Annotated in this window: 10 protein-coding genes and 3 pseudogenes; 5 read left to right on the plus strand and 8 right to left on the minus strand. The window is 36.3% G+C overall.

Annotation, left to right across the window (positions count from 1 at the left end; genetic code table 11):
- The first annotated feature begins 43 nt into the window (after positions 1-43).
- Positions 44-2,407, plus strand: coding sequence for an accessory Sec system translocase SecA2 (gene secA2 / locus AZF08_RS22825; protein WP_033676648.1), 2,364 nt, complete (start codon positions 44-46; stop codon positions 2,405-2,407).
- A 146-nt stretch (positions 2,408-2,553) separates the two neighbouring features.
- On the opposite strand, the gene AZF08_RS22830 is transcribed toward secA2, so the two are convergent.
- On the minus strand, positions 2,554-4,029 hold the full coding sequence (locus AZF08_RS22830) for a SulP family inorganic anion transporter (protein ID WP_033676647.1): 1,476 nt from the start codon (positions 4,027-4,029) through the stop codon (positions 2,554-2,556).
- 230 nt (positions 4,030-4,259) lie between these two features.
- Between AZF08_RS22830 and AZF08_RS22835 the strand changes: the two genes are divergently transcribed.
- Positions 4,260-4,730 (plus strand): hypothetical protein, encoded by a 471-nt coding sequence (locus AZF08_RS22835; RefSeq protein ID WP_033676646.1) that lies wholly within the window; start codon positions 4,260-4,262, stop codon positions 4,728-4,730.
- Between the two features lie 438 nt (positions 4,731-5,168).
- The gene (locus tag AZF08_RS22840; RefSeq protein WP_033676644.1) at positions 5,169-5,966 is read left to right on the plus strand and encodes a LysM peptidoglycan-binding domain-containing protein; all 798 of its coding nucleotides are present in this window, start codon (positions 5,169-5,171) and stop codon (positions 5,964-5,966) included.
- A gap of 126 nt (positions 5,967-6,092) precedes the next feature.
- Here AZF08_RS22840 and AZF08_RS32415 read toward each other — a convergent pair.
- The 5 genes and pseudogenes from AZF08_RS32415 to AZF08_RS22860 form a co-directional block, all read right to left on the minus strand.
- Positions 6,093-6,203 (minus strand): annotated as a pseudogene (locus AZF08_RS32415) (IS3 family transposase); the annotation flags it as partial.
- Positions 6,169-6,865: pseudogene (locus tag AZF08_RS22845) on the minus strand (IS3 family transposase); the annotation flags it as partial. The pseudogenes AZF08_RS22845 and AZF08_RS32415, both read right to left, overlap by 35 nt.
- Positions 6,866-7,028: 163 nt before the next feature.
- Positions 7,029-7,820, minus strand: coding sequence for a DUF817 domain-containing protein (locus AZF08_RS22850; protein WP_033676641.1), 792 nt, complete (start codon positions 7,818-7,820; stop codon positions 7,029-7,031).
- Between the two features lie 110 nt (positions 7,821-7,930).
- Positions 7,931-8,152, minus strand: coding sequence for a helix-turn-helix domain-containing protein (locus AZF08_RS22855; RefSeq protein ID WP_063177378.1), 222 nt, complete (start codon positions 8,150-8,152; stop codon positions 7,931-7,933).
- Between the two features lie 10 nt (positions 8,153-8,162).
- Entirely contained in the window at positions 8,163-8,639 is a 477-nt protein-coding gene (locus tag AZF08_RS22860; protein WP_033678751.1) for a DUF2975 domain-containing protein, read from the minus strand.
- A 694-nt stretch (positions 8,640-9,333) separates the two neighbouring features.
- Here AZF08_RS22860 and AZF08_RS22865 point away from each other — a divergent pair.
- Together AZF08_RS22865 and AZF08_RS29220 are read left to right on the plus strand one after the other, a co-directional pair.
- Positions 9,334-10,458: an MFS transporter gene (locus AZF08_RS22865; RefSeq protein ID WP_033678749.1), complete on the plus strand. Its 1,125-nt coding sequence runs from the start codon at positions 9,334-9,336 to the stop codon at positions 10,456-10,458.
- A gap of 207 nt (positions 10,459-10,665) precedes the next feature.
- Positions 10,666-10,826, plus strand: a pseudogene (locus AZF08_RS29220) (IS6 family transposase); the annotation flags it as partial.
- Between the two features lie 187 nt (positions 10,827-11,013).
- On the opposite strand, the gene AZF08_RS22870 reads toward AZF08_RS29220, so the two are convergent.
- Both AZF08_RS22870 and pdxR read right to left on the minus strand, forming a co-directional pair.
- The gene (locus tag AZF08_RS22870) at positions 11,014-11,928 is read right to left on the minus strand and encodes a D-alanine--D-alanine ligase (protein ID WP_033678747.1); all 915 of its coding nucleotides are present in this window, start codon (positions 11,926-11,928) and stop codon (positions 11,014-11,016) included.
- The gene (pdxR, locus tag AZF08_RS22875) at positions 11,925-13,382 is read right to left on the minus strand and encodes a MocR-like pyridoxine biosynthesis transcription factor PdxR (RefSeq protein ID WP_033678745.1); all 1,458 of its coding nucleotides are present in this window, start codon (positions 13,380-13,382) and stop codon (positions 11,925-11,927) included. Before pdxR ends, AZF08_RS22870 begins: the two co-directional genes overlap by 4 nt.
- Positions 13,383-13,389: the final 7 nt, after the last annotated feature.

Here is a 13,389-nt window from a genome sequence, read left to right on the forward strand (position 1 = left end):
ATGTTATAATAAAGTTATTGTCAGTAAGAGGAGTGTAAACAGCATGCTGAATTCGTTCAAAAAAATATTAGGGGATTCACAAAAACGTAAGCTAAAAAAATATGAACTACTTGTTGATGAAATAAATACACTTGAACCACAAATAGAAGCGCTGTCTGATGAAGCATTGCGTCAAAAGACAGCTAGTTTCAAAGACATGCTTCAAAACGGGAAAACAGTTGATGATATAAAAGTAGAAGCATTTGCTGTTGTTCGCGAAGCGGCTAAGCGTGTACTCGGATTACGTCACTATGATGTACAGCTAATTGGTGGACTCGTATTATTAGAAGGAAATATTGCTGAAATGCCGACGGGAGAGGGCAAAACGCTTGTTTCTTCTCTAGCAGCTTATGTACGTGCACTAGAAGGAAAAGGTGTGCACGTGATTACAATAAACGATTATCTAGCAACACGCGATAAAGAATTAATTGGTCAAGTCCACGAATTTCTTGACTTACAGGTTGGATTAAATACCTCCTCAGCTGAACCAATTGAAAAAAAGCGTGTATACGAAGCTGATATTACATACGGTACTCACGCAGAATTCGTGTTTGATTATCTTCGTGATAATTTAAAAACTTCATTATCAGGACAGGTGCAGCGACCTCATCATTTCGCAATTATCGATGAGATCGATAGTGTCTTAATGGATGAAGCGAAAACGCCTCTGATTATTACAGAGAAAAAACACAGCAATTCTAAATTACATTCATTATGTGCAAAAGAAATCAAGGCATTTCAAGACACTGTTCACTATACATATGATGCAGAGACGAAATCATCTAACTTTACAGATGAAGGCATAAAAAAAATAGAAGCGTTATTCAATATTGATAACGTATATGCTATCGAACATCAATCTTTATATTATTGTATGATTCAAGCATTACGTGCACATGTTATATTTCAACGAGATGTTGACTATATCGTACAAAATAACAAAATTATATATATTGCTACTTTCACAGAACACACTATGGATGAACATTCGTTAAACGATGGTCTATATCAAGCGATTGAGGCGAAAGAAGGATTAGAAATCACAGCAGAAAACCAAATACAAGCGGCTATTACCATTCAAAACTTCTTCCGCATGTACTCTACGCTTTCTGGAATGACAGGTACAGCAAGGACAGAAGAAAAAGAATTTAACCATATATATAAAATGAATGTTATATCGATTCCAACAAATCGTCCTATCATCCGTGAAGATGCAAAAGACTTAGTCTATATGAAAGCCGATGAAAAATATAAAGCGATACGTGAAGAAATCATGAAACGCCATGAAAAAGGGCAGCCAATCTTAATCGGAACAATGTCCCCTCTACAATCTAAAATGGTAGCTCGTTATTTGGATGATGCGAATCTACCTTATCAATTGCTACATACAACTAACTTAGAGCAAGAGGCCGATTTAATTGCAACTGCTGGTCAAAAAGGTAAAATTACAATTGCTACAAATATGGCTGGACGCGGTACTTCTGTTTTATTAGGAGAAGATGCATTAGAGCTTGGTGGACTGCACATTATTGGGACAGAGCGTCATGAATCCCGCCGTGCTGATCAGCAATTAAAAGATCAAGCTGGTCGACAAGGTGCCCCTGGTAGTTCACAATTCTTTCTTTCATTAGAAGATAACATGTTCCAGCGCTTTGCCCAAGAAGAGCTAGAGAAAATAAAAAAGACATTAAAAACAGATAGCACAGGACTAATTTTGAGTCCAAAAGTCCATGACTTCGTAAATCGTATACAGCTAGTTCGTGAAGGTGTTCATGCTTCCATTCGTGAATACAATGTAAAGTTAGACGATGTGTTGAATGAGCAGCGACATATAATCTATGCGCTTCGCAATCAGTTCTTACATGAAAAAACAACTATAATAGAGCTTATTACACCAATGCTCGAGCATATAATTAACTCTATCGCAAAGAAATATTTACTAGAAGGAATGGTTCCAGAAGAATGGAATTTCACTTCATTAATAGAAGAATTACAATCGGTTATGCCAACGGAAGAACTACCGTTATTATCAGCAAATACAGTCCATTCAATTGAAGAATTACACAATCTATTAACAGATTCACTTGCAAATCACTTGAATAACGTACAAGCACTACATGATGATACAGCACTGCATCACGCATTCTGCCAAATGGGTATCCACCTTCTCGATCAAAACTGGATAAACCATTTAGATGCGATGCATAATTGTAAAAAAAGCATTGAGCTCAAGCCCTATCAAGAAGAAGAGCCAGCACATATGTATCAAAGAGAAGGGCTCAAAATTTTCTTATACACATACAGCAATTTCGAGAAGGAAATGTGTATATATATCGCACAGCATGTAGCGATTCCACAAGACGCATAATAAAGTGAAACTTCCATCACCAATCGGGATTTTACGAGCAGTTGTACCACATGATAGTAACATAAGAAAAAGCCTATCAACAGATGATATCATTCATCGTGTGATAGGCTTTTTTCATAGACACCATTTCATAGTAAGCTTTTTACTTAAGCAGTAATTCTTTGTAACTTTTCTCTTTGTCCATCATTCGCCATCGTTAGAAGTGTTTTTTCTACATGTGGTTGCAGTTGTTCAATCGTTACATTTACACCTATTTTCTCTGTTTGATCAACAAAGTTTAATAATGCCATTGCTCCCGAAGTATCTATATAGTGCACATTGTTAAGACACAATGTCGTATGAGATTTCACTTCTTGTAAAGAAGTGAAAATACGATCCGCAGATAAAAACGAAAGTGGTCCTTGAATCCTATATGTCGCCTCATTTCCTTCTTCTTTTACAATAGAAGCTTTTCGTTCTTTACATCTCACCCTATATATAATGAAGGAAAATAATATACCAAACGCAACCGCAATCATTAAATCAAATTTCACTGTGATAATCATCGTTAAAAGCATAACAGCAACATCACCTTTTGGGGCTACATGCATCTTTTTCACACTATCCCAATCAAACATTCCAATCCCTGTTAAAATTAAAATACCTGATAAGACTGCGAGTGGAATATATTGTACGACTGCTCCAAGTCCCATAATGAAAATAAACAAAATAACGCTATGCATACAGGCAGACATTGCTGTTTTCCCGCCACTTCTGATGTTCACAATCGATCTCACTGTCGCGCCCGCTCCTGCTAGTCCCCCAAACAATCCACTAGCGATGTTTCCTAATCCTTGTCCAATCAGCTCTTTATTACTTTTATGACGTGTACCTGTTACATTGTCCATCACAACAGATGTTAATAAAGAGTCAATCGACCCTAATAAAGCAATGCTGAGCGCTGGAAAAATAAGTTCAAGTACTACTGATCCACTGAAAGATGGTAGATGCAGAGAAGGTATCGCTTCTGGAATTGCTCCGATCTTTTCAACAAATTTATTCAAAGAAATTGTTCCTACAAAAGGTAACTGAATCGTAAGTCCTTGCAATAGATGAGAAAATAATGGCAACGTTGCCGTAACACCCACTAATGCAATAAGGCTCGCTGGGATCGCTTTAATCCACTTTCCTGCAAGAAGCATAACAAGGATGGTTAACAGCACAAGTAAAAAACTATTCTTCACATGCTTCATTTCACCTAAAATAATAATAAGTGCAATTCCATTCATGAATCCTGAAACAACCGAATATGGAATATAACGTATATAAGACCCAAGCTTACATACACCAAATAAAATTTGGAACACTCCAGCCATTATAAATGCGATAAAACTTGCTTCTAATCCATGGCTCGCGATAACTCCGGTTGCAATAACCGTAATCGGGCCTGTCGGACCCGTTACTTGCCCCGCTGTCCCGCCAAATAACGCTGCAAATAATCCAGCAAAAATAGCGCCGTATAATCCGACTAACGCTCCTTCAGATGTTCCTGTCGCTGCAATTCCAAACGCAATTGCAAGTGGCAATGCAACAATAGCCACCGTAAAACCAGCTAAACATTCTTTTATTATTTTTTGAATCATAAAAAAACCACCTCTATATAATGTCCACATTCCATTGTAACGTGGACAAGGTGACTCGTCAGTGCATTTTCTAATAAACTCTTTACAGTATCGTGAAGTAACCGCCTTCATCCTTTCAAGCTTCCTTCTTTCTGAAAACACAATGAATATCTCTTTTTCTACCTTTGGAAATATAAACGACTGTGCTATAATGAACGGATTAAATCTTTTACTATAACTTTGGAGGCAATATGCTAACTTTTGAAGAAAAATTATCGATTATTGAATCTTTCCCGCAATTAGAAAGAAAAAATGTATCATTAAAACGTGTAAACTTTCAATTTGAAGAAAGTCGCTTAGATAAAAAGAACGTTGTCTATCATTTACATCCAAATGGAAATGGATTCGTATATGCAAGTGGAATTAAAGGTTATAAAACAGATGATAAGGGCATGGTTAACATCCGTGAGTTTTCAGCGGAAGAACTACAATCATTAATCCAAAAATCAATCGAACTTCTGTCTCAAGAACCAGAAGAAGTAGTAGTACAAGCTGAACCTGCTAAAGAAGAGGAATGGCGTAATGAAGACGGCCACATTCTTACTCTTATCCAAGAAGATGATATGTGGAATGTATACGCTGGCGTAAACTTAGACGGTACATTTAACTCTTATCCAGAAGCTACAGAATACCTTGATGAAGAAGGATTCTCACGCAAATAAAAAAATGCTTTTCTACTTTGTAGTATTAAAGACAAGTAATTGTACATGAGATATTTAAAAGCATTATATTAAAATGGTACACCACTCATATATGTAGTGGTGTACTTTTTTTGTTTTATAAGAATTGATGATTCAAGGACAGACCCATATGAAAAAACGAAATTTATCTAAACCAATACATCTAACATGGGTTAGCTAACATTTAAGAATCACAATAAAATGAATAATAAATGAATAAAAAGAACAAAAAGGATATGTACTCAACAAAACACCTCGTTACAAAGATGTAACAAACATGTTATCAAACAAACAATGACGCTATCTATACAATTTGTTAGTATATAAATAGCTTAATTATATTTAAGAATAAATATTCTTTTTTATTTATTTTTATTCAAAATTAAGTATATCTTAACTATTTTCAGGAGGTTTTTTCGGATGAAGTTACACAAGGTGAAAAATTGGATCCCCCTATCTGCCGCAATAATTACACTAGCATCTAATCAAGGAGTCGCGGATGCTGCAACTGTTCATACTGTTAAAAAGAACGACACTCTCTGGGATATTAGCAACCAATACGGAGTTTCAATTCAATCAATTAAACAAGCCAATCATAAGACCAATAATCAAATTTATATTGGAGACCATTTAACCATTCCAACCTCACCTACATCAAGCGAGCCTGCACCACAATCTAAACTAACAGCTACAAACAATTCAGTTCAAGCTGTTTATCAAGTTCAAAGAGGAGATACATTACAAAGTATCGCAAATCGATATAATGTATCAATACAATCAATTAAACAGGCTAACAAAACAAACGGTGACCGCATCTATGCAGGTCAACACTTAATAATTACTACAGGCATTTCAGAAAAAGAAACAGACTTAATGGCTCGTTTGGTGACTGCAGAAGCAGGTGGTGAACCTTATGAGGGAAAAGTCGCAGTGGCCAAAGTCATATTAAATCGTGTTCATGCAAAGGAATTTCCAAATACAATTACAGATGTTATTTATGAACCTATCAAATATGGCTATGCATTTACCCCTGTTACGGATGGAAGGATTAATCAACCGGCAACACCTGAAGCGAGAATGGCAGTAGAAGAAGCGATTTCTACGAAGGGAACTAATTCTGATTGGCTTTATTTTTATAATCCAACAACCTCTACAGACAAATGGATTACCACACGCCAAACCGTTGCAGTAATTGGTAATCATGTGTTCGCTAAGTAAAAGAGTACGGTCACATCGCAAAGATAAGAAATTTATTTTTCTAGTTTTGATAACGTAGTTAAGCCATTTATTGGATGGAAACATGAATCTTTTTTCATTTCTCAAAAAGTTAGACAGGTTATTTCATTAGGCGGCTTCTTGGGCATGGGTCCGGTATTGTATCGGACTCATGCCTTTTAGTTTTGCCTTGATTCTTTTATGATTATAGTAAGTTATGTACTTTGCTAGTTCTNGCTTCTTGGGCATGGGTCCGGTATTGTATCGGACTCATGCCTTTTAGTTTTGCCTTGATTCTTTTATGATTATAGTAAGTTATGTACTTTGCTAGTTCTTGCTTAAAATATTCTATACTCTTAAATTCTTTTCGGTATAGAAGTTCGGACTTCATGATCCCAAAGAAATTTTCAATCACTGCGTTATCATAACAGTTCCCTTTACGAGACATACTTTGTGTAATGCCACGTGTATTGAGGGAATGGCGATATTGTTTCATTTGATAGTGCCATCCTTGATCAGAATGAATGAGAAGTGTATCTTCTCCCGTTAAACGTTCAAAAGATTGGTCTAACATTGTTGAAACAAGGGAATAGGTTGGTNTAGTGCCATCCTTGATCAGAATGAATGAGAAGTGTATCTTCTCCCGTTAAACGTTCAAAAGATTGGTCTAACATTGTTGAAACAAGGGAATAGGTTGGTTTTGAACCAATTGTATATGTGATAATTGCGCCATTAAATAAATCCAACATCGGTAATACGTATAACTTCTCTCCAAATAATTTAAACTCCGTAATATCCGTAACCCATTTTTCATTTGGTTTTTCAGCTTGGAAGTTGCGATTTAAAATATTTGGTGTAGTCTTTCCAACCGTTCCTTTATAAGAATGATATTTTTTCATACGGTTTTCCCACCTTCAGTACCATTTACATATCGTCTTACCGCTCGTATTTTTTCTTTCGAAGAAAATTTAGCCATAAAAAACTGCACCCCAATTGTTAGACTATGTCTAACAATTGGGGTGCAGTTCAAAGGAACTGACTTTTTTAAAAGAGGGTTCTTAACAGTTATAAAAATTGACTAGCATCTACCCTAGTGGAATTTTTCGCCTTAACCTGCTTTAACGTCGCTACCATAAGAAAGCTAACAATCACTAATAAGAGCCATGAACTCACCTTTCCTAGATGAACGAGACTCCATGCATCGGTTTGATTTGGATATTCCCAAGCTCCAAAGAACGTTGCGATATTTTCGGCTATCCATATAAAAAATCCGATGAGCACAAAAGAAAGTGCGAGCGGCATACGGTAACGAGTTCCATCAACCTCGTATGTGACCCATGATTGCCAAAAGACGATAATTACAAGTCCAGATAACCACCAACGAACATCAATCCAATAATGGTGGGTAAAAAAATTTAAATAAATTGCAGCTGCAAGAGGTACAACTACCAAAAACGGTGGCCACTTAACCAGTTCAACCTTTAACCTTCTCCACGCCTGGCAAAGATAACTCGCTACACTTGCGTACATGAATCCGCTATACAAAGGCACTCCAAAAATTTTGAAATATCCTTCCTCTGGATAAGACCAGGAGCCCATATGTACCTTAAAAAGTTCAAGAGCAAGTCCAATAAGGTGGAACAATGTGATAACCTTTAGTTCATCCCGTGTTTCAAGCCCAGAACGCACCATCCACCACTGCATCAGAAGGCAGATGATGAGCAGCCAGTCATAACGTGGTAGGAAGGGAAGTGGCATGAATTGTGTAAAGGCCAAAGAGGCAAAAATAACGACAGGAAACAAACATGATAGGGCCTGCTCAAAGCCGAAACGAACGAGTTGTTTTAGTGCTCTCATGATTTGCACCTCCATTTTTGAATGGTTAAATTCATGAGTAAATCCCCTTTTGTGAAATAACGGAAAAAGAAATCTTTCTTTTCCTTTCAATGTTAAATATTCCTACTTTATTAATCTTGAGTGTCTTCATCACTTCGGTATTCTAAAATATCTCCGGGTTGACATTCTAATGCTTTGCAAATTGCATCTAAAGTTGAAAGCCTAATTGCTTTTGCCTTTCCATTTTTCAATATAGAAAGGTTAGCCATTGTTATTCCAACCTTCTCCGAAAGTTCTGTTACGCTCATTTTTCTTTTAGCCAGCATCACATCAATATTGATTATAATTGCCATGTTATTCACCTCAGACCGTTAAATCATTTTCTGATTTTATATCTATAGCGTCTTTTAATAGCTTTTGAAGAACAGCTGCAAAGACTGCAATCACCATTGAAGCAAAAATAACGACCAATCCGATTAATATGATACCTGGTGCGTCGTCTATCTCCGCCATGAAATAAAAGAGTGGCATGCCTACCACATACAAGATACTGATTGTGATTGCACAGTATTTTATATTTTTTAAAGCTCTTACAGATAATTTCGAGAAAGCTTTGTTCTTGTCAATGTAGCTTAGAAGTCGGAACGCCTGATACAATGCAACGAAAAACGGTATCACTGATACATACATAATGATTAAAATGGGATATAGTATATGGGCATAATCTGGATTTACTGGATTATTAGCTAACCAAGGTAAGCCAAATATACACAAAGCAAGAATCGGAATTCCAATAAGAATAACAGCTATCTTTAAAAAGAGCGTTGACACTCGCTTCATAAAAAGCACCTCACTTATTTATTGTAAATTTGATTTTAACACGTATTTTATCGTTATACAATAAATTATTATCTATATTAATTATATTTTTATTGTTATAGAAATATCCTTTTAATTTTAGACAAAGATAAAAAGCATCCCTCATTACAAAGGAATGCTCTATAACTTTAAACTATTCAATTTATAACTTGTGCATACTAACCTACTCTGGTCGCATAAGTACATTTCTTCACAATCTTTTCTCTATCTTAACATACATATAATTTAGTTTCAGTAAAAAAAGTAACAATAACGGACGTTTATGGAACCTTCTTAACGTACGATAAAACCAAGTTTTTTACATAAAAAAATCCTTAGCGTACGAAATTCGCGTTTTGTTGACGCCACCCCATCGCCATCAAGTTAATGAGAATGAATACCCCCAATATGAAAATTATAAATTTCTTTTAGTTTTTAGAAACCAAATTGATTGATGTAGATAATATATTATTTTAGTTCAGTTCGTTATACAATTAATTCCCCTATAACATATAATAAAAGGGAATACAAGGCGAGCAATGGAAGCACGTCCCTTCCACTCTTATTTTTTTGTTTGTGATTTTTCAGGAGGTATTATTATGCATACAATCATCAGTGTACGCCCTTAATAAGGGGGACGTACACTTCTTTAGCCGCCAGACTTTTGGAGGCTATTATGAAACCAATCTATTATTTATATACGAAAGCGTTTTCGGATTTTGGTTCACGCATGCAGTTTATCGGCTTGACGAACGCACTGCTAATGAGTAAGCATCCTGAACTGTATTTGATGCTCTTTTTTTTAGGGAGACAAATTGGTGGTATGATGATAAGTTACCTGGCTGGCGTCGTTGCCGACCGTTATTCGAAGCGCCGAACGATGATTATTTCAGAACTTGCAAGCGGAATAGCTGTGTTAAGTTTAGTTTTCATAGAACATCCGCTGTTTATTGTGATTATTGCTTTTTTACTTGGTATCACATATACATTTTTTGATGTGAGTTTTCGGGCATCAATCCCATCGATGTTTGGCGAAGATCGCCTTACAGAAACCAACACACTTCTTGTGCGTCTTGGAGCGACATTGAGTATCATTGGTTTTACCGCTGGTGGCTTTATTTCAGCCTTTTTTTCATATAAGTATTTACTTATATTTGACAGTGTGATGTATATCGGATCAGCTATAATATTATTAAAAATTCACTGGAAAGAACAAACCAAATCGGTACAGCCCGATCAACAGAAGAATACTGTCCGAAACGCTTTACAGTCAGGGATTTATATGTTTTTGCTGACGGTCGGATTTGTTTATCCACTTGCAGCTTCTGCCTATCAATATGCCCTACCACTTATCGCATCTGTAAAAGAACAAGGGGACTTGTATAATGGCTTGATGTGGTCGACTGTAGCTGTAGGTTCATTTATTTGTTCATTGATTCTAAAGAAGCAAGTTATAAACGAGAAGCGTTATATCGTCAGCCTACTTTTGTTTGCAATATTCGTGTCGCTCACATTTATTTATGAGTTAACACCCGTCACGTTTCTTATTCTATTACTTGTAGGAGCTACAGAAGCAATGGTGCAAGTGTATCACTATACGCTCCTTCAGCGCAGTGACGAACATGTTCGCGGTCGCTTGTTCGGTCTCAACACGCTCACAACAAGATGTGGGTTTTTAGTAGGATTTGGACTTGTGCCACTACTGGTGAAGATCACTTCATTACCTCATGGTATTTGGTTCATGCAGGCCATGCTGGTGATATGCTGTGTTGTTCATATGTGTAGAAAATATCATTCTTAACAAAAAAGCGAAACCATATATTACTTTGGAATAAAGTTTGATCAAACATACTAATGGAACGGGGGTTTTGTAATAAACAAAAAGGAATCCATTTTGAAAAAAGATTGGTCAAAATGAGCTCCTCTACATCGCACCATGCTGTATTATTTATAAAAAAGTTTGATTAGAACTCCTAGTTGCAAATGCTTACTTAGATCATATTCTTTTATGGAAACATCGCCTGGTATAATTTTATTAGCTGTGAGATGGTACTAAGGTACAATTTAAGTTTTCGTGACTTGGTGGAAATGATGGAAGAACACGGGCTATTTATTGCTCATACAACGATCATGCGTTGGATGCATGAATATGGACTTGAATTAAATGAGTGAATTCGAAGGCACTTGAAACAAACGAATGGTTCTTGGAAAGAATATAAGACATAGTGTTCTTTCCAAGAATCATATTTTCCCATACTATTAAAATATCAGATTGACTAGAGCAGCTACGGTTCCACTAGTTCTAAAGTACCTGAATTAACAATAAATTTTAACACTGTATTTAATTATGTTTCTATTAAAAGCCTTCGCTTCCCCTAACCTGTAAGGAGGTTTCAATAATCATATCCAATAGCTCGCTATAGCTGATTCCCGCCGCATGAGCGCTTTTTGGCAGTAAGCTATTTTTTGTCATCCCCGGCAATGTATTGACCTCCATGACATATGGGATTCCATCCTTTACAATCATATCAATTCTAGCATAAACACTACATTTTAATACTCTATAGCAGGCCATTGCAGCCTCGGCGACACGTTCATGTATTGCAACTGGAAGTTCTATAACCTCTTCAATTGTAGCGGCATTATCGTATTTCGCATTATAGTCAAAAAACTCAGCCGCATGTTGAATCGAAATGATTGGTAAAAGCTTTCCGTCAAAAATAGAACACGTAATTTCTTCGCCCTTTATATACTTTTCAATAACTATTTCAGAATCCCATTCGAATACATCCGCAAGCGAGGATAATAAAGAATCCTTATCGTATACTATTTTTACCCCTACACTGGAACCACCCGAATTTGGTTTTACCACTAACGGATATCCCATTTTGTCTAATTCATCCAACTGAAGCTCTTCCATATTCGAAAGATGAATCCAATCCGGTGTTTGAATACCTTCATAACAAATAATTTTTTTCGAAATGTTTTTATCCATACAAATACCACTTGATAGCATGACACTTCCGGTATATGGAACGCCGAGGGTTTCCAGTGTACCTTGAATCGTGCCGTCCTCCCCGTATTTTCCGTGAAGCGCTAACAAGGCAATATCAAGATTTCTTACCTTTTCAACAAGCTCTTTTTTATCATTTAGTTGAATAGGCACGACTTTGTACTTACTCTTATCCAAATGTGCAATCATTTCTTCCCCTGTCATGAGGGACACTTGTTTTTCGGAAGACACTCCTCCCATAATAACGCCAACTCTCATTTTTTCAACTCCCAATTTTCATTTTTCAAGGTATCACCAATTATCTTAATTCCATCGACAATATCCGTTTCTTTTAACCGGGAAAATCCTAATCGAAACGTATTACTTCCTCCTCCATCCGTGTAAAAAACATCCCCAGGAGAAAAAACAACGCCCTTTTGATAGCATTTTTTCAAAAGTGTACGCGAATTAATTCCTTTTTCTAACTCTATAAAAAGATGAAGTCCACCATCCCCAGTTATTCTTTTAAAAGGAATGTTTTGATTGCAAACATGAAGGGATAGTTCATATTTTTTCTTATAAACTGACTTGGCCTTTTTTAAATATTTTTCGAAATAGCCATCATGCAAATATTGATAAATCACTGCCTGATCCATTGTGGATGTATGAATAGTCCGTGCCCTTTTCATACTTTCCAAGCAGTGGATTAATTCCTTATCTGCTAAAATCCATCCAACACGTAAGCCTGGAAAAAGAATTTTTGAAAAGCTGCTGATATAGATAACATTGTTTCCAGATCCCGCGAAAGTCAATAACGGTGCTAAATGGGAACCCGAATAACGTAATTCCTCATTAAATCCATCCTCCACGATAGGAATTTGATATTTTGAAAAAAGTTTCATGATTTCAGTCCTTTTTTCAGAGGAAGTGACAATCCCAGTAGGATTATGATAGGACGGGATTAGATATGCAAAATCAAAATCCGTTTCGGATAAGCTCTTCTCAACTTGACAAATATCGATACCATCATCCTTCATTTCTATCCCGTGGATGTCAAATCCATGTAATCGAAAAAGCTTTAATGCAGCGTGATGGGTAGGGTTTTCGCAAATAATACGCCCGGATTTTTTAGCTAAGGAAGACAATAAAATATCCAGACCCTCGGTGAAGCCATTAGTGATAAGAATATCCTTATTGGAAATATCTACACCTTTCATTTCCATATAGTGAAGAAGGTAATCAATTAGGGGTTTATAACCTTTTGCATATCCATAGTTCAAAATGATATCGCCTTCAATGGACATCCTTGTCAAAAAAGCCCTTTTAAAATTTTCAACATCAAAAAGTTTTTCATCTGGGGCAATACTATTGAATGAAATCATGTCTTTTTTCCAGCGAACACCGTGCTTCATTAAATCCAATTCATCAGCTAGCAAGGTAACTTCATTGAGCTTTTCTTTCCAGTTTAGTTCTATGGATGGGGTTTTGGATGTTTCGACTTTCCCTACAAAATTTCCTTTTCCCTTTATTGCATAGATTAGACATTCTTGTTCTAAATCCGCGTAAGCAGTGAGAACGGTAGTCCTGCTGACCGATAATAATTTACTAAGTTCTCGGGTAGATGGAAGCTTTTGGTGCTCCAGCAGGTGTCCTTTCATAATCATTTTTTTTAAATGATCCTTTAATTGAATATAAACCGGACGATCATCCACAAGCTTAAAATCATTAAACACTTCCTTG

This window comes from Bacillus gaemokensis, assembly GCF_001590835.1.
GTDB lineage: Bacteria > Bacillota > Bacilli > Bacillales > Bacillaceae_G > Bacillus_A > Bacillus_A gaemokensis.